This window comes from uncultured Pontibacter sp. (assembly GCF_947499215.1).
Taxonomy (GTDB): Bacteria; Bacteroidota; Bacteroidia; order Cytophagales; family Hymenobacteraceae; genus Pontibacter.
Genome location: NZ_CANMNI010000001.1, coordinates 1432543 through 1451066, shown reverse-complemented (window position 1 = coordinate 1451066; position 18524 = coordinate 1432543). Strand labels below are relative to the sequence as shown.

Below are 18524 nucleotides of genomic sequence, written 5' to 3'. Positions count from 1 at the left end.
CCGCGTTGCAGGTATAGCCCGCAGCGTGGTCAAAGGCGGGCTTTTAAACAGAAGCTCGTTCAAAATTAGTCAGATAAGCAAGATTAGTATTATTTTTGTAGCCTAAACTAAACAGGTTCGGAACCTAACATCCTTTTCCGGGCTTTTGAATTACATTATGGCTAACGAAGTCACCCCACGCAGACGCGTCAAAAAAGAGAAAAGTATGTGGATACCCGGCATTATCGTGCTGGTGCTATTCCTGTTTGTCAGCTTTTCCTATTATGCTTACCAGATCGTGTATACAGCCAACGTAGACACCAAAGGGCAGGACACTTATGTATACATTCCGACCGGAGCCGACTACAAGCAGGCCCTCGACTCTGTTGAGGCCACCGGTGTGATCATCGACCGCCTGTCATTGCGGTTCATGGCCAAGCTCATGGACTACGACGAGCTGGTGAAGCCGGGCAGGTATAAGATTGAGAATGGCTGGGGCAACCGCCAACTCATCGGTGTGCTGCGTCTGGGCGAACAGTCACCGCTCAAGATCACCTTCAACAACATCCGTCTGCGGAACCAATTGGCCGAGAAGCTGGCCGCCGCTGTAGAACCTTCGGCAGAAGAGATCGACAGCCTGCTCAACGATCAGGAATATCTCCAAACACTCGGCTTCGACACGACCACAGTAGTGAGCATGTTCATACCGAACACATACGAGGTATACTGGACCATCACGGCACCGGAGCTCATGCAGCGCATGAAAACCGAGTACGACCGCTTTTGGACCGACGAGCGCAAGGCCAAGGCTGAGAAGATGGGACTTTCCCCGAAAGAGGTTTCCACGCTGGCCTCTATTGTGCAAGCCGAGACAATCAAGAACGACGAGAAGCCGCGTGTGGCAGGCGTATACCTGAACCGTTTGCAAAAAGGTATGAAGCTAGAGGCTGACCCAACAGTGGTATATGCCGTGCGAGACTTCACGATTCGCCGTGTGCTTAACGTGCACCTGCAGTACGATTCTCCATACAATACTTATCGATATGCCGGCTTGCCTCCGGGTCCGATCAATGTGCCAGATATCTCCAGTATTGATGCTGTGCTGAATCCGGAACAGCACAAGTACATCTATTTCTGCGCCAAGGAAGACTTCTCGGGTTACCACAGTTTCGCCGTGACACACTCCGAGCATATCGCCAATGCCCGGCGCTACCAGAGAGCACTGACGCAGCGGAATATCTTAAAGTAAATTGTTTAATTGCTGCATTGTAAACTGTTGATTAGTAGGTATGATAAATGCCTACAGGAGGTCAACCATTTAACAATTTAGCCATTCAACCATTAAATCAATGTTCGAATCAGAAGTACAGATACGCGTACGTTACGCCGAAACCGATCAGATGGGCTATGTCTATTATGGCAACTACGCTGCCTATTATGAAGTGGCCCGTACGGAGGTGTTCAGAAGGCTGGGTATACATTACAAGGAGATGGAGGCGACGGGTACCATGATGCCAGTGCTGGAGCTCAAGTGCAAGTACATCCGCCCGGCGAAGTACGACGATCTGCTAACGATCAAACTCTTTCTCAAGCACAAGCCGCATGGCTCGCGTATAAAGTTTGAGTACGAGGTGTATAACGAGGAACAGACACTGCTGAACGTGGGCGAGACTACGATGGTGTTTGTAGACATGAAGTCAGGACGCCCAACGGCCATACCTGCGCTCATACACCAGAAGTTGGACGGATACTATAGCGAATGAGGCTGAACCAGCAATATCTGAAGCGCCGCAGAGCGTATCGCAAATTCATCGTGTTCCTGAAGAGGTGGCGTTTCAACAACGGCCAGTCTTCGGTATACGAGGTAGCTGATGTGTTGCTGGGCGAACTCAGGCTGGACTCCATTACCAAGCGTGCCTCTTACATGGCCTTCAACTTTACGCTGGCCATTTTCCCGACTATCATCTTTTTGTTCACGCTCATCCCGTACATGCCTAGCATTTTGTCGCTGGACTTGGGCGAGAGCATACTCAACTTTCTCTCGGACTTTCTACCTGAAGAGATGTACACCGTGGCCTATGGGACTATCGATGATATCGTGAACAAGCCACGTGGGGGACTATTGTCTTTCGGTTTTCTCTTCGCCCTGATCCTGTCCACCAATGGCATCATGTCGCTGATGGACGCTTTCGACAAAAAGTACCATACATTTTATAAGAGGCCATACCTGAAAAAACGATTGATTGCCACGGTGCTCACCATCGCGCTTTCATCCATCTTGTTTCTGGCAGTGTCGACTATCTTCTTTGGTCAATGGATACTCGATGTGCTGGTGTTTTACGAGATCGTGACGGAAAGCTATACTTATACCCTGATCGTGATGCTGAAGTATGTGGCCATCATACTACTCTTCTTACTGGCGACCTCGCTTATCTATTACTATGTGCCCGCCATACAGGACAAATGGCCTTTCTTCTCGGCCGGCGCGGTAGTGGCCACCATTCTGATCTTTCTGGTGTCGATGATCTTCTCGCTCTACATCAGCGCCTTCGATACATACAACAAATTCTACGGCTCCATCGGGGCCCTCATTGGTCTGATGATCTGGCTCGATTTTGTGTCGATGATTCTGATACTCGGCTTCGAGATCAATGTGAGCATTGATACGGTGACCAAGCGCCTGACCAGAAAGACGGCACAGAATGCTGAAAAAGCTACCTCGGCAGCGGTGTAAACGTTGGTAGCTTAGGTGTTGGCAGAGTAGGGGAGGTCTAATGTGCGCTATTAGGCGAAGCTTGAAAATTTTAAGCTTCAAAATCAGATGCTTATACCTGAAATGCTCAAACAGAGCAAAAATATTTTGGTAAAGCTTTGAAAATTCGGCGCAGCGCTATACTTTTGTGCTCTATTCAATTACAGAGAGTTGGCGGAGTGGTCGAACGCGGCGGTCTTGAAAACCGTTGACTGTAACAGGTCCGGGGGTTCGAATCCCTCACTCTCTGCTGGTAGCCATACCAAAACCAGCAAAAAGCCCGTAAATCAGCGATTTACGGGCTTTTTTGTTTCTGCCCCCCTGCTAAATCATTCAGTTTTTCTCTATCCTAAGGGATACAATTCGGGTACCCAGAACCGGACAAGCTTCGGGTACCCGAATTTGTTGTAATCAGCTGTATTCCAATAAGATGTGCAGTAATTGTACATCTTGTGGAATCTGTATTTGAATGCTAACTTAAACAGTGAAAGGAGGAAACGAAATGAACACCAAGATCAGCATCCTGTTTTACGGCAAGAAAGCCAAAACCACCACCGATAACCTGCTGCCCATCTACCTGCGCGTCACTATCAACGGAAAGCGGTTCGAAGCAAGCACGCACCGGTACATCGCCCCCGGTAAATGGTCCGTGGAGGCAGGCCGCGTGAAGGGGAGCACCGAGGAGGCCAGGAGGATAAACGCGTACTTGGACCTGCTCCGGTCCAAGGTGTACGCCTACCAGCAGGAGCTCCTGCTGGAGGGGAGGCCGGTGACAGCAGAAGCACTACGTGACAAGTGGCTGGGGGTGGAGGAAAAGCCCGTCATGCTCCTAGAAGTGTTCGAGAAGCACAACGGGCAGGCGGAGCAACTCGTGGGGAAGGACTTTGCGCCCGGCACGCTGGAGCGCTACAGGACTTCCCTGCTGCATACCCGCAGCTTCATCAGGTGGAAATACAAGGCAGAGGATATTGACGTGAGGGAGCTCGACTTCGCCTTTATCTCCGACTATGAATTCTGGCTCAAGAGCGTCAGGGGCTGTGCCCACAACACCACCATGAAGTACCTGGGCAACTTCAAGAAGGTCATCCACATCTGCTTGAAGAGCGGCTGGCTGCTGCGTGACCCCTTCCTAGGCTTCAAGATGAGTAAGAAGGAAGTGGTGCGAGCTTTTCTTTCAAAGGAAGAGCTGCAGAAGATGGCGGCAAGGGAGTTCGGGATGGAGCGCCTGAGCCAGGTGCGGGACATCTTCCTCTTCAGCTGCTTTACCGGCCTAGCCTACGCAGACGTGCAGAAGCTCAAGCGCTCTGAAATTGTCACCGGCCCCGACAGGGGAATGTGGGTCTGCACCAGCCGCCAGAAAACAGACACCGTCTCCCGGATTCCCCTGCTGCCCACGGCCCTGGCCATCTTGGAAAAGTACGACGGGCACCCGCAGTGCCTGAACCAGGACAGGGTGCTCCCGGTGCTGAGCAACCAGAAGATGAACGCCTACCTCAAGGAGATAGCCGACCTATGCGGAATCGACAAGCCGCTCACCTTCCATATCGCCCGCCACACCTTCGCCACCACTGTCACGCTCTCCAACGGGGTGCCGATCGAGTCGGTGAGCCGGATGCTTGGTCACACCAACATCAAGACCACGCAGCACTACGCCAAGATCCTAGACCAGAAGGTAAGCGATGACATGCGGTCGCTTAAAGATAAAATCAAGTTATAGCCAAAGGTAAACAACTTACTATTCAATATTTTCTGCAGGATTTTTTAAGGCTGTTCTCTTATAGAAAGCGGCAAATGCAAGGCAACTTATTTGCGGGCGCTTAACGTAAGGCTTCGTTATACTAAACCACTCTCCCTGCCAGAGGAGAGAAGTGGTGATGGTTTTTAAGCTGTATTTATTTATGAATACAAAATTTAGAATGGCACAGGCAAAGTGGCTGTGGCCACGGCAGGCAGCGCATCCTCGTTCGCCTCCGTCTTTAGGCTGAGCATATAGCTGGCCGCCTTGAAAGCCCGGGTGCTGGCGTACATGATCATGGTCTTGTCATCTTTGAACTTACTGGCCCAGCCCTGCAGGTAAGCCACGGAGTTATTAAACACCGCTTCTTTGATGCCGGTGAAGGCACTTAGGAAACTGGCACCCATCTCGGCGATCAGTTCCTCTTTGCTGTATCGCTCATCCCCGAAGCGAGTTGCCTTTTCCTCCTCGGTAAAGCGGTTAAGCCTAGTGGGGTGGCCGGTGGAGTGGATCAGCTCATGGAAGAGTGTGGCGTGGTAGGCCTGGGGGGAGACGAAACTTTTCAGCTCCGGCATTTGCACCTTGTTAGGGGTGGGGGGCATAGTAGGCCTGCGACCCTCCGTGCTTGATCTGCGGGCGCGGCAGTGGGTAGCTGTCCAAGCTGTCCACCACGTGTTGGCAGGCTCCGATGACCTGCTGCTCTGTTCGTTCAAAGACTGGCGGAAGGGCAAAGTCAACGCCTTGGATCTGATCGATGTTGAACACCGTCCAGAGGAAGGGCACGAATTTTCTTCCGTGCCTGTCTTTTTCATCCTCTGCCTGCCCCGGTTCATGTTTCCCTGCTTTCCTTTCATAGATCTTCCAGGAGACGACCTGTGTTCCCTTCTCGCCTTTTCCCACGCGGCCACCCAATTCCTGGGCTTGGTTGAAGGTGAGGAAGTAGGGCGCGGTGAAGTTGTTCTTTTCGGTGACGTGGTTCAAGTAGAAAGCGTTGAAGCCTTCGTAGCGCCGGCCTGAGCTGTAGTTTTTGGGGAGGCCGGGGGAGGCCCAGGGCTTTTGCCAGAGCACTTTTCCCTGCGCCAGCTGCGCGACCACTTCGTTTGTCACCTGTTCTGCTAGATGATTCAATTTCTGATAAGCGTTCATAAGCATGAAGTTTAAGATGGTTTAAAAATGGTTTTGGGAGCGTGTGCCGCCTGTACGGTTCCGCCAGTAAAGAAAAAGGGCTCTATAAGAGCCCTTCGTCAGCGAGGGAGTAGTAACCCTCGCCGGTGAGGATGATGTGGTCGAGGACGGCGATGTCCAAGAGTTCCCCGCCCTGCTTGAGCTTTTTGGTCAGCTGCAGGTCCGCCGCGCTGGGGGTGAGGTTCCCTGAGGGGTGGTTGTGGGAAAGGATGATGCCAGAGGCGCAGGCCTTGAGGGCGGCCGCGAAGATGAGCTTGGGGTCTGCCACGGTGCCGGCCACACCGCCGGTGGAGACCTCGTAGATGCCCAGCACCCGGTTGGCCCGGCTCAGCAGCAGGACCTTGAACTGCTCGACGAATTCTATCTTGCCCGTGTCCCAGCTGGCCTTGAGCACTTGGAAGCTGTCAGTGGAGCAGGTGACCTGCGGTCTGTCGGAGGGTTTTACTTTGTTGCGGTAGGTGAGCTTGATCTCGGCTACTCTGGCGAAGGCGGATGTGTTGACGGTCTTTTCCATAATCTCATGTCTTTAAGTGTGAGGAAATTGATTATGGTGCCCCCGCTGCCTTCGGAGCCGGACTAAGGGCAAGGTGGAGCCAAAGAAAATGCGGAGGGTCCACGGCAGTGGATACCCCTTTTGTTTGGACGACCTTGTTCCCGTGTCCGGACCGCAAGGCTATCTTTGCGCCTGTATGAATGACGTTGGATGTTGCCTTATGAATGGCTTATCAGAAAGGCAGATTTTGAATGCTTGGTGGCGCTAATAAGTCGCATTTACCGCTATACAATGCGCATGCTGATGTCGCATTTTGGCAAAAGCATAATATAAATTATATATATATAGTAGTTGTTTAAATAATTTTTACGAAATTATTAGCCTTTTCAAGGCGATGGATAAGGACAACGAACTACTTAGCAGACTCAAAGGAGGGGATGAGAAAGCTTATAATGAGCTGTTTCATCAACTCTATGGCAGGCTATGTTCTTTTGCAGGGAGGTATGTCAAAGACCAAGAAGTTGCAGAGGAAATAGTGGAGGAGGCTATGGTCGTGCTATGGGAGAAGCGGGACAAGTTTGAGACCTTGGGAGCACTTAAATCCTATCTTTATACAACTGTGCGTAACGCATCACTGGACTTTTTGAAAAAGTCAGGCAGGCATGTATCTATGGATCTTCTGGAGGGCCTTGAATCCCTCGCCACAGCTGATAATTTTATTATTGAAGAAGAGGTGCATGGCATCCTCTATGACGCGATTGCTTCGCTACCTGAAAAATGCAGACGTGTTTTTGAGCTTTCTTGTATTGAGGAACTTAAGTACAGTGAAATTGCCGATGATATGGGAATCAGCCTCAACACTGTAAAGTCCCAAAGGGCAAGGGCGCTTCAGCTGCTTCGGGAGATTTTGAAAAACTACCCCTACTATGTCGTTATCAGCTTACTCTTAACAAAGTAACTATTTTAAAGTACTCCGAGTTTGTTAAAGCCAAGTGTCATTTCCAAGTTTATCGCTACCCTTTTTCCTTCTTGATGCCGGGGAGAACAACAATGTTGTAATCTCATAACAAGAGGAGTACAGCCGGTCTTCTGATAAGGGATATTTAAGTTTTTTTTAAAAAAGTAAAAATAAATTCCACCCGAAATAGAGCTTCGAGAGTTCTATAGTCACTAAGAAGGAACTATGCGCATTGGTAATTCAAATTTTCAGCTTGCTGAACTTATTTGCAAATCTATATCAGGTACTCTGACTGAGGATGAGAATGAGGTTTTGGCAGTTTGGAGGTCTCAGGCTGGCAATGATGAATTATACAGTAGGATAACAAACTCGGATGCGGTTAACGATAAGTTTGAGGTTTATCAGAAGCTAAACAGTCATGCAGCCTTAGAAAGGGTAAAGACTAAAATTGCGGTAAGGCGGAAAGAGAAAACGAACTCATTCTTTAGAAGATCGCTAAAATATGCCGCAGCAGTTGTCTTGCTTTCTATCACCAGTTATTTATTCTATCAAAAATACACAGCAAGCGAAGAAATGACCAGCGGTAAAGATCGCAGGTATGCCGCAGCTGATAGCGCCTCTGAAACGCTCCGACTAACACAGAGCAGTAAGAAAGCGGTTCTTGTGCTGGCAAACGGTGAAGAAGTGAATCTTGCAACCCAGAAAGACGGGTTGATACAACTTCCGGGTGTAGCCATTACCAATGAAGACAACTTGCTGTCTTATGAAAATACGGATGGTCTAAGTGATGAGGGCGAGCTGGCTTATAACACACTGAAAGTGCCTGTCGGAGGTGAATATCAGGTGTTATTACCGGATGGCAGTAGGGTATGGCTTAATTCGGCATCTTCCTTAACATATCCTGTACGATTTGCTGGCGACAGACGCATGGTGCAACTACAAGGGGAGGCTTATTTTGAAGTGAAAAAAGACTCCAGACAGTTTGTGGTGGAAACCGGATTAGTGGAAGTGAAAGTGCTTGGGACGGAATTCAACTTAAGTGCTTATGCCGATGATAAAACTATCGCGACTACGCTAGTAGAAGGTAAAGTGAGTATGAAGAGCACGAGTGCTTCTACGGAAGCAGTGCTAACCCCTAGTAAACAAGCCGTTTACGATAGAAAAAATAAAGACATAAATATCAGGGTAGTCGATACAGAAGAGTACACAGCTTGGAAAGATGGGAAGTTCTATTTTGAAAAAGCGGAGCTTGAGAGTATTCTTGTCAGGTTATCCAGATGGTATGCGATAAGCGTTGAATACGAGCATCCATCTCTTAAAGATAAGGTCTTTACCGGCATGGCTTTGAAAGAAAAGCCAGTCGAGCACATACTTGAACTGATCAGTAAAACTTCAAATGTGGATTATAGGATAGATAACAATAAAGTTAAAATCCTGAAGAAGAAATAGCTTTATTGAAATCTTTAGTGCTTACGCTTCCTGAATAGCCTCTGTCCCTATAAAAGGCTTTCATTTAGGAAGAGCAGGATATCTTTTGCCCTAGCGTTAGGTTGGCAGTATCGGATACTGTCACGGTTGGAGAGAAGGGTTGTAAGAATAATGATAATAGAATAGCGCGTTTATAGGCCACTTGCCTAGGAGAAGTATTATTTCTCCTGCGGTAAATGGTAGCAGATACCTTTTTACCACTATATCTAACCAACCTTAACCTTATGGCAACATTTCTACCAGAAAATGCTTTTATACGGCTACCAAGTCGGAAAAAGCTCCCCTTATGGGGTAAAAGACATTTGTTAGTTCTAACACTCTTCTGCTCGCAGCAGGTTACAGCGAATGCCTTCGCACAGGTAATTACATTAAACACAACGAATGCCTACCAGCTAGAGAAGGATACTAAAAGCCAAGCCCCAAGAGTGATCAATTTGAACATGGGGACAGTTACACTTCAGGAAGCGTTTAATAAGATTCGCAAAGACTTGAATGTGAGTTTCTTTTACAGTGACGATGAACTGGATGTTACTAAAAAAGTAAACGCTAAAATCGCAGAGGCAACCCTTCAAGAGGCTGTGTCAAGGCTCGTAGGGCCTAAGTACAAGGTCGAAGTAAGTGAAGATAACATGGTGCTGATCACCCCGAACAAGCCTACTGCTAAGGCTATCACGCCACAGGATCAGATTAAAGTAAAGGGTACTGTCACAGATGAGAACGGGAGTCCGTTGCCCGGTGTCAGTATTATGGTAAAAGGCTCCACAAGGGGCATGATATCTGATAATGACGGCAACTATACTATTCAGGTGGCTCCCAGTGATGTCCTCATCTTCAGGTTCCTAAGCTACGAGACGCAGGAAGTGGCTGTAAACGGTCGGGCGGAGATCAACCTGCAGCTAATGCCTGCTGTGAATGAACTCTCACAAGTGGTTATTACCGGTATATTCGAAAGACCGGTGGAGAGTTATACCGGTTCAGCCGTCACCATAACACAGGAAGAACTGAAAAAAGTAGGGAATGCAAATCTGTTCCAGACGATTCGTAACATCGATCCGTCGGTGGTGATCATGGACAACCTGTCGATGGGCTCTAATCCAAACGCCTTGCCTGAAATGCAGATACGCGGGACCTCCACCTTCCCGGCGAGTGAGACAAATGCCGGGCAGGGACTGAAAGGAAACTACCTGAAGAACCCGAACCAGCCTCTATTTATCTTGAATGGTTTCGAGACGAGCGCGGAGCAGGTGCTTGACTTGGATATCAACAGAGTGGAGAGCGTGACGCTCTTGAAAGACGCTGCTTCTAAGGCTATTTATGGGGCAAGGGCCGCCAATGGTGTAGTTGTTATTGAAACCAAAAGATTGTCAGGCTCTCAGGCTCTAGTGAGCTATAATGGCAGTGTAGATATCGATATGCCTGATCTCACCAGTTATAACCTGACCAATGCGCTCGAAAAACTCGAGGCGGAGCGAATCGACGGGATGTATGACCCCACGCACCGGGACGCTGATAGGTATGTTGAGCTGAAACAGCTGTATAACATGCGCAAGAAGCTGGCGCTAGAAGGGCTGGATACCTACTGGATGGCGAAACCGTTGCAGACGGGTGTGGGCCAGAGGCACTCTATGTCAGTGGAGCTGGGTTCAGAAGATCTTCGAATTCTGGGAAATGTATCTTATCGGGATGTAGTCGGGGTAATGAAGGGCTCCTCACGCAAGAATATTTCCGGTAACCTGACTACCTCTTACCGTCTTAAGAATTTGTCATTCCGCAATATCATGAGTGCCAATAACAACAACGCGACAGAATCTCACTATGGTACGTTTGATGAGTATGCCAAAATGAATCCCTACTGGAGAGCTGAGAATGTGGATGGCACCATTCCCTACTATGCGGAGATCGGCCCCAATGGCGAACGCTATACAAACCCGCTCTACAATGCTGACCTGAACTCAAGACTCGCCTCCAGCTATTTTAACTTTACCAACAACTTTTATCTGGAATGGGATATCTTACAAGGCTTAAGAGCCACCACGCGCGTGGGCATCGATGTCAAGAAAAATGATGCGGATGAATTCTACCCTTCCTCACATACCCGTTTTGAGGGATTTTTGGGCGAAGAGATGGCGAAGCGAAAAGGCTCTTATCAATTGAACAACGGCGAGAGCAGCTATCTTTCCGGAGACTTCAATATCAACTATTCCAAATCGATCAATAAACATTTCTACTTTGCGAACGCTGGTTTCAACATCAGTGAAAACAAGTTCAACGAAGTTATCCATCGTGTTGAGGGCTTCCCGAGCAACCGCATGGATAACATTATGTTCGGCCGCGCCTACGCCCTCGATGCCCGCCCCACTGGTATTGATGGGATCTCTCGTGACTTAGGCTTTCTAGGGGTTGGTTCCTATATGTATGATAACAGGTTCCTGACGGATATTACGCTTAGAACAAGCGCCTCCTCCCAGTTTGGTGCCGATAAGCGCTGGGCTAACTTCTGGAGCCTTGGACTGGGGTGGAACCTGCACAACGAGAATTTCTTCCCTGCGGCCATGTTCGATGTACTGAAGGTGCGAGGCTCTATCGGTTCAACCGGTAATCAGAACTTCAATACCAATGCCTCCATCGCCACATATGCCTATTACTTGGATGCTTTGTATCAGGGTTTTACGGGTTCTTACCTGCAGAACATGGCGAATGCCGGTCTGCAGTGGGAGTCTAAGTTTGACTATAACGCCGGCCTTGATGCCAAATTCAGAAATCTGACTTTTAGGCTTGACTACTACGAGAGCTATACCGAAAACCTGATTACGGATATGACCATACCCAATTCTACGGGTTTCAATCGTGTGAAGGATAACCTCGGGAAAGTGAAGAACAGTGGATATGACCTGAATGCCTCTTATCTGGCATGGACGCGTGACAGAAGCTTTCTTAGCCTGAATTTTGGGGTAGTCACCAATAAGAATGAGATCGTGGAACTGTCTAACTCCATGAAGAGCTATAACGATGCGATGGATGCGCAGGCTGCCGAAAGAGGAAATAACAAGCCTTTGCACAAGTATCAGGACGGTATGTCAATGGACGCAATCTGGGCGGTTCCATCGCTGGGTATAGATCCTGCAACAGGAAATGAGATCTACCTGACTCGCGAAGGCAACACAACCTATATCTGGGATGCAAGGGATATGGTGGTGGTTGGCAACAGCAACCCAAAATACCGTGGCACCTTTGGTTTTAATGCGGAGCACAAAGGCTTTGGCCTGAACGTGACATTCCGCTACCTCGGAGGAGGTCAGATGTATAACCAGACACTGGTTGACAAGGTCGAAAACGTGGACATGAATTATAACGTGGACAGAAGGGTGTTGACAGGCAGATGGACCTACCCTGGCCAAGAGGCCCTGTTCAAGCGCTTAGGTACATACTCTGTGGACACGGACGGTGATGGGGCTTATGAGAGCTACGATGAGAAGACGAGAGCCACCTCCCGTTTCGTACAGGACCGCAATGAAATGAATGTTGCCGCGGTCACACTGTATTACGATGTGAATTCCTCGCTGGTAAAGAAGATGGGCATGGAAAGGTTGAAGCTTAGTGTCAACATGAATGAGATGGCCACGATCTCTACCATCAGAATCGAGAGAGGAACCCAGTATCCTTTCGCAAGAACAATGTCTTTCTCTGTATTAGCCAATTTTTAAGCTCATTATCATGTTAATAAAAGTTAAAAATACAATAGCCGGGCTGTTGATACTGCTTAGTACAACAGCCTGTCAGGAGTGGCTGGATGTAACGCCCTCCGCTCAAATAAGACAAGAAGAGCAGTTTAAGACAGAGACGGGTTTTAAGGATGCTTTGATTGGCACCTACATCAGTATGGCCGCACCGGAGCTCTATGCCAAGGATATGACTTGGAACATGGTGGATCTTTTTAGCCAGCAGTATGCAACACTGCCGACCTTGGCAGCTTACAATGAGCTGCAGCGGTTCCAGTATAAATCCAACAGGTCCATGCCAAGAGTGGATGCGCTTTGGAATAAGTCATACAATGTCATCGCCAACATCAATAACGCGCTTGGGTTCATTGAAAAGAACAAGGAGGTGCTTCACCCCATCAGTCATGATATCATCAAAGGTGAGTTATTGGGCTTAAGAGCATTTCTCCACTTTGATTTGATGCGCCTTTATGGCTATGGCAATATGGCTAACCGAACTGATGTGTCGTCGAAACTTGCCATCCCTTATGTAACGGAGTACTCGAAAGACCTAACGCCTCAGCTGACTTATAGCCAGACTTTTGAGCTGATGGCCAAGGATATAGAGACAGCTTTAGGGCTTTTAAAAGCCGATCCGATCTACCCAAATGCTGAGCGACCAGCCGGATTTTACGAGGCGGTGAATCGAGATGGCTTCTTTAGCCAAAGGGAGCAGCGCATGAACTACTATGCGGTAAAGGCTCTACAGGCGAGAATGCTGCTCTGGCAAGGCGGGGCAGACAAGCTGAATGCTGCCCGATTAGCCGCTGAAGAGGTTATCAACAGCTCACCTGCTAGGCTTATTGTTTCTGAAAGCTATCCTGTGAGTGCCGATCCTACGCTACACCCGGAACACCTGTTCAGTCTCAATGTTACCGCATTCGCCGATATCGTGGAACGGTATCTAAATGCTGAGAGCTCCACGAACTATGATGCGCTGTTCTTAACGACAAGTGCGGCTGCGGAAATCTATGAAACGAGCAATGTGAATATTGGTGTGGCAGACGTGCGCTACAATACGCTTTTGGAATCACAAAGCCGGGGCTTGGTTTCTAAAAAGCTACGCCAAAGAGGTATTACTCGGACTAACATTCTGCCGCTGATCAAGCTGCCCGAAATGTATTTTATCGCCGCCGAATACTACGCTAACACTGGGGAGCTTAGTACGGCTATTGATCTTTTAAACAGGGTGAGAAGCAGTCGCGGTATTATTCATCAGATCCCTGAAGATGCCAGCCAAGACGAGGTGAAGCTTGAGCTGTTCAAGGAGCATCGCAAGGAGTTTGTCAGCGAAGGCCAGTTATTCTTCTACTACAAACGCTTGGGCAGCACCACCATACCGGGCCTGTCAGCCACTACAGAAGTTGGCGATAAGATCTATGTGCTGCCATACCCTGACAGCGAAATTGAATTTGGAAACAGAATACAATAGCCCTAAAATTTAAGGATGATGAAAAAGTTAAAGCTTATCCCATACCTAGCATTAGTGCTAATGGTAGTGTTTGCCGGTTGCACCAAGCAGGATATCGCACCCTTTACGGCTGACCCCGCGGTGAATTTTACCTCGAAGTCAACAGAGTACTCCTTTCTGACGAATCCCGGTGAAGATCATGTGCAGGAAATAGACGTGCATATTGTCGGGAATGCCACAGATCATAAAAGATACTTTAATGTGCAGGTGATAAATGACTCCCTGACCACAGCAAGACCAGATCAATACGAGATTATAGGTGGTGTAGTTAACCCGGGGGAGTTTAAAGGCAAGCTATCCATTCGGTTGTTCAAATCACCAGAACTTGATAACGATAAAGTATCCCTTCATTTAAAACTGGTAGAATCCGAGGACTTTAAAAAAGGCAGTATCGAGATGAGCGATTTTACGCTTGCTTGGACTAACAAAGTGATCGTACCCGCATGGACATTTTATAGATTCTTCTTCACGGCGACAGCCAGTACCGCGGCTTACAGAGCCATTGTGGAATCTACCGGTGTAACGAAGTTTGCTGTAAGTGATTACTTAGCTGTAGGACCTATAGGAGCAGAAGCGCTTGGGACAAAATTTGGTGACTACGTGATGCAATGGAACAAAGACAACCCTGATAATCCGCTGTTGCACGACGATGGGACAAAGGCGGGGGAGAAGATAGTTCCGATTTATTATACGCGTTCAAAATTCGAATAACATGATGAAGAATATAAAAACCTTGGTGTTGCTGCTATGCGTTGTGCTGAGCGGTGCGATGAGCTCCTGCTACGACGACCTGAGTAGCTTGGATATTAAACCGATCCCCGGTGTTGCCATTGATACTACTGGCGTAAGTAAGCTGGCTGTCTATCAGTTTGAGCATTTGGTTGTACAGCCTAAACTAGACATAGCTGGTCTTTCTGAGTCAAACCTGTCTTATAAGTGGCGTATTAATGTGCAGCCAGATGACACGGTATACCAAGTGATTGGGGAGGAGAAAAACTTGGATTATGAGATCCGTTTTAAACCTAACGTGGCGGGGAAACATCATCAACTATACTACACCGTTACTGACAATTCGACGGGTTTGGAATACATCATGGCTTGGCCAGTTGTGGTGCGTAACAATATCGGAGAAGGCTTGGTAATCGCTGAAACGAGTGATGGCATCAATACGGACCTGAGCCATATTATGCATTCCTCTGTCACATCAGATTACAGTGGTGAAAGTGTGAAGTATGGGGTTTACTCCGCTATAAATGGCAGAAAGATTGATGGCTTGGTAAAGCAAATGCGCTTCACAAAAGTGTTTGGAGCAGATGTGCTGTATGCTATTACGGATAACAGCACCGTACGCATCAATACCCTCGATTATACCTCTGGTGGCATGAACGGAGAGCTGTTTTTTAGTGGAACCGGAAGTGCTAAACCTCAGGCGCTAGGCGGCATCGTGCAGGGTGACATCTTTATTGCGGATGGAAAGTTAACGGGCACCTATCTGGGGGCAGCCAGAAAGATCGGTCTTCCTTTTGATTTCCCTTTTGTAGTGCCGGATGATGTAGCGCTGAACGGTTTTAACACGAATCCACCAGTAAGAATCAACTTTTATGATGAAGTGAATGGGCACTTTGTATACATGCCCACTATCCAGCAGTTTGGAGATAGAAAGATGCATAAAGCCCCTGCAGTAACAGATGGAGCCTTTAACCCGGCCTCACTCCCCGGAAAAGTTAATATGGCGGCAGGAGCGAATAGCAACGGAGACTTTCTTCACTTACTAAAAGACAAGTCCACCGGAGCATTTGAGCTCTATGTAATGGATGGCGGAGGCAACAACTATCCGAGCCCTATACCTCCGGCTCCGAAAGCGGTCTACGACCTTTCCACAGCACCGGATATTGAGAATGCCACACAGTTTGTTTTGCTGGACAATCAGCGCGTGATGTACTATGCCACAAGCAGCAAGATCTATGCGGTGCTTTATGCTACGGATACTCCGGTTTATGAAGAGCGCTATACCGTACCAGCGGGTGAGGAAATCACAACGCTGCAAATCTATCAGCAGGCAGACTACCCTTTTAGGTCTGAAAGTTGGGATCCGCCTTACATCAGCACCAACAACAGACAACTGATCATGTCTACCTACGGAACAGAGGGCAAAGTCTACATCCTACCGATGATCAATACAGGAGTTGGTAACATAGACGCTTCAAAAATTAAGACATTCTCTGGGTTTAAGCGCATTACGGCCATCGCCACCCAAAACTAAAAAAGTCCATACCTAATGGAGTATCAGGTGAGTATCCTGATACTCCCTTTACACTAAAATTGCCGGCACCGAAAGCAGCTTAGTAGTCAATTCAGCGTCCATACGAAGCCATTGCCCAGTACCTTAAAACTTTACACCTACATGAAGAAAATCTTACGAATAGCCCGATTGGAATTGAGCATTCTATTCTATTCCCCAATCGCTTGGCTTGTGCTTATCATTTTTATAATACAATGCGGCGTCACCTTTATCGACTTAATTGAAGCCCGTGAGACCAGTCAGCAGCTTGGTAATCCACTTAAATCGCTGACGATAGATGTTTTTGGGGGAGGTACAGGCTTTTTCTCGTCCGTGCAACACAAGCTATACCTCTATATCCCGCTGTTGACAATGGGGTTGATGAGTAGAGAGCTCAGCAGTGGCTCCATCAAGCTTCTGTTTTCATCTCCGCTTACCAACCTACAAATCATACTAGGAAAGTTTGCCGCCATGATGGCTTACGGCTTGTTGCTCGTGCTCGTGCTTTTAGGTATCATGATTGCAGCTGCCTTTTCTATTGAAGCCTTGGATGTGAAATTTGTGTTAGGGGGGGTACTAGGCCTCTACTTGCTCATCTGCGCTTACTCGGCCATTGGCTTGTTCATGTCTAGCCTCACTTCTTATCAAGTAGTGGCGGCCATCAGCACGCTTGCCTTGTTTGCCGCGCTGAGTTTTGTGGGAAACATAGGCCAAAGTACCGATTTTGTAAGAGACATCACCTATTGGATCTCCATCGATGGAAGGGCTGATAATTTTGTGAATGGATTGATCAGTAGCAATGATGTGATTTACTTCCTGCTGGTGATCAGCCTGTTTTTGACGCTGACCATCATGAGGCTGAATAGTGGCCGCCAGACCTACTCTGCCTTCTTCTCTGCCGGAAGATATGCCTTATTGGTTATCGCGGTGTTGGCGATAGGCTATACCAGCTCACAGCCTAAGCTGACGGGCTATTATGATACTACCCGTTTTAAAGACAGAACGCTTACAGAGAACAGTAAGACTCTCTTGAGCCAATTAGACAAACCCGTTAAAATCACGACCTATGTAAACGTAGTAAACGGCTTTGCGCATTTGGGCTCTCCCAAGTTCCGTATTTTCGATTTAAAGAAATTCGATCAGTACACGCGTTTCCTTCCTGATTTGGAAATGAACTATGTGACGTACTACGACTCAACGTTCACTGCTAGGGATTTTTCAGAGAAGTCTCTCCCTGACAGGGCCTTGCAAACCTCCTTGGCTTACGGGTTTGACTACGAGCGTATACTGGCCCCTACTGAGATCCGCAAACAAATTAATTTGGTGCCAGAAGAGAACCTGTTTGTGCGCATGGTGGAGTACGATGGCAAAAGTACGCCACTCCGCATGTTCTACGACATGATTACCTACCCACAGGAAGCTGAAATTTCAGCCGCCTTGAAGCGCCTGATCTCGGATGCGCCGGTAGTAGGCATTTTAACCGGACAAGACGAGCGAAGCGTCCTGAGAACAGGCGACAAAGACTACAAAGGCGTTATGAACGCCCTATCTACAAGAGGGGCTCTGATCAACCAGGGTTTTGATGTGATGAACATCTCCTTCGATAGCACGCTCACTATCCCTGAACATCTGGCAGTGCTTCTAGTGGCAGATCCGTTGGAGGCTTATACCGGTGAGCAGGTGAAGGCTATAGCAGACTATATCAATAAAGGGGGAAATATCCTGATCGCAGGCGAGCCGGGCAAACAGGAAATACTTAATCCGCTAATGGAGACGATTGGGGTTTCTTTTATGCCGGGAACTTTGCTGCAGGAGACGAAGGATTTGGAACTGGATCTGGTGCAGGCCCGCCTTTCAAACAAAGCGAGTGCATTTAACAAGTCCATTACAGGCAAAGATGTGATCGCCATGCCAAGCGCTGTTGGAATTAGGTATATCCAAACCGCTGACTTTGAGGCAGCTCCAATCATGGTAACCGACAAGCGCGCCGTGTGGAATAGAACAGAAAGCTTTAACCTAGAGAGTGAGGATATAAAATTCAGGCCCGATTTTGATAAAAAGGCCTCTGTACCTGTGGCGCTTGCTTTGACAAGAGAGCTGCCCTATAAGGAACAGAAGATCATAATACTGGGTGATGCAGACTTTATGAGTAACGGCGAGATGCGCAGGCACAACATCCGCACAAAGAACTTTGATTTTGCGATGAATATGTTCAGATGGTTTAGCGGCAATGAGTTCCCGATTGATACAACCCGCCCCGAACCCATCGACAATAAAATACTTGTATCGCAGGCCCAGATATCATGGTTGCAGCTGCTCTTTTTGGGCCTGATGCCAGTATCCTTGGGCGCCATGGGCACCTATACCTTGATCAGAAGGAAAAGAAATTAATTTTAGAAGAAGTCACAACACATCATATATTAA

General features: G+C 48.0%; 14 protein-coding genes and 1 tRNA gene. 12 read left to right on the top strand and 3 right to left on the bottom strand.

Going from position 1 to position 18524, the window contains the following annotated elements; genetic code table 11:
* Window positions 1–157: 157 nt before the first annotated feature.
* From mltG to Q1A04_RS06345, 5 genes are all read left to right on the top strand, one after another.
* Window positions 158–1228 (top strand): endolytic transglycosylase MltG, encoded by a 1071-nt coding sequence (mltG, locus tag Q1A04_RS06365; protein ID WP_299702742.1) that lies wholly within the window; start codon window positions 158–160, stop codon window positions 1226–1228.
* Window positions 1229–1328: 100 nt separating this feature from the next.
* Window positions 1329–1742, top strand: coding sequence for a thioesterase family protein (locus Q1A04_RS06360; RefSeq protein WP_007653357.1), 414 nt, complete (start codon window positions 1329–1331; stop codon window positions 1740–1742).
* Complete coding sequence (locus Q1A04_RS06355; protein ID WP_299702735.1) at window positions 1739–2713, top strand: YihY/virulence factor BrkB family protein; 975 nt, start codon at window positions 1739–1741, stop codon at window positions 2711–2713. Before Q1A04_RS06360 ends, Q1A04_RS06355 begins: the two co-directional genes overlap by 4 nt.
* Window positions 2714–2896: 183 nt before the next feature.
* A tRNA-Ser gene (locus tag Q1A04_RS06350) sits at window positions 2897–2981 on the top strand.
* Window positions 2982–3233: 252 nt separating this feature from the next.
* Window positions 3234–4448, top strand: a complete 1215-nt coding sequence (locus Q1A04_RS06345; protein ID WP_299702732.1) for a site-specific integrase — start codon at window positions 3234–3236, stop codon at window positions 4446–4448.
* A gap of 194 nt (window positions 4449–4642) precedes the next feature.
* Here the strand turns inward: Q1A04_RS06345 and Q1A04_RS06340 are convergent, their stop codons facing one another.
* From Q1A04_RS06340 to Q1A04_RS06330, 3 genes are all read right to left on the bottom strand, one after another.
* Window positions 4643–5041, bottom strand: coding sequence for a zincin-like metallopeptidase domain-containing protein (locus Q1A04_RS06340; RefSeq protein WP_299702730.1), 399 nt, complete (start codon window positions 5039–5041; stop codon window positions 4643–4645).
* A gap of 10 nt (window positions 5042–5051) precedes the next feature.
* Window positions 5052–5612, bottom strand: a complete 561-nt coding sequence (locus tag Q1A04_RS06335; protein WP_299702727.1) for an ArdC family protein — start codon at window positions 5610–5612, stop codon at window positions 5052–5054.
* A gap of 82 nt (window positions 5613–5694) precedes the next feature.
* Entirely contained in the window at window positions 5695–6165 is a 471-nt protein-coding gene (locus Q1A04_RS06330) for a RadC family protein (RefSeq protein ID WP_299702724.1), read from the bottom strand.
* A gap of 373 nt (window positions 6166–6538) precedes the next feature.
* Here Q1A04_RS06330 and Q1A04_RS06325 point away from each other — a divergent pair, with 373 nt between their 5' ends.
* From Q1A04_RS06325 to Q1A04_RS06295, 7 genes are all read left to right on the top strand, one after another.
* Window positions 6539–7102 (top strand): RNA polymerase sigma factor, encoded by a 564-nt coding sequence (locus Q1A04_RS06325; protein ID WP_299702721.1) that lies wholly within the window; start codon window positions 6539–6541, stop codon window positions 7100–7102.
* Between the two features lie 225 nt (window positions 7103–7327).
* Window positions 7328–8551, top strand: a complete 1224-nt coding sequence (locus tag Q1A04_RS06320) for a FecR family protein (protein WP_299702718.1) — start codon at window positions 7328–7330, stop codon at window positions 8549–8551.
* A 341-nt stretch (window positions 8552–8892) separates the two neighbouring features.
* The gene (locus Q1A04_RS06315) at window positions 8893–12294 is read left to right on the top strand and encodes a SusC/RagA family TonB-linked outer membrane protein (protein ID WP_299702715.1); all 3402 of its coding nucleotides are present in this window, start codon (window positions 8893–8895) and stop codon (window positions 12292–12294) included.
* Window positions 12295–12304: 10 nt separating this feature from the next.
* Entirely contained in the window at window positions 12305–13780 is a 1476-nt protein-coding gene (locus tag Q1A04_RS06310; protein WP_299702713.1) for a RagB/SusD family nutrient uptake outer membrane protein, read from the top strand.
* Window positions 13781–13840: 60 nt separating this feature from the next.
* Complete coding sequence (locus Q1A04_RS06305; RefSeq protein ID WP_299703641.1) at window positions 13841–14530, top strand: DUF4843 domain-containing protein; 690 nt, start codon at window positions 13841–13843, stop codon at window positions 14528–14530.
* Window position 14531: 1 nt separating this feature from the next.
* A complete protein-coding gene (locus Q1A04_RS06300) occupies window positions 14532–16082 on the top strand; it encodes a PKD-like family lipoprotein (RefSeq protein ID WP_299702711.1) in 1551 nt (516 codons plus the stop codon).
* Window positions 16083–16223: 141 nt separating this feature from the next.
* Window positions 16224–18491: a Gldg family protein gene (locus Q1A04_RS06295; protein ID WP_299702710.1), complete on the top strand. Its 2268-nt coding sequence runs from the start codon at window positions 16224–16226 to the stop codon at window positions 18489–18491.
* The last annotated feature ends 33 nt before the right edge of the window (window positions 18492–18524 follow it).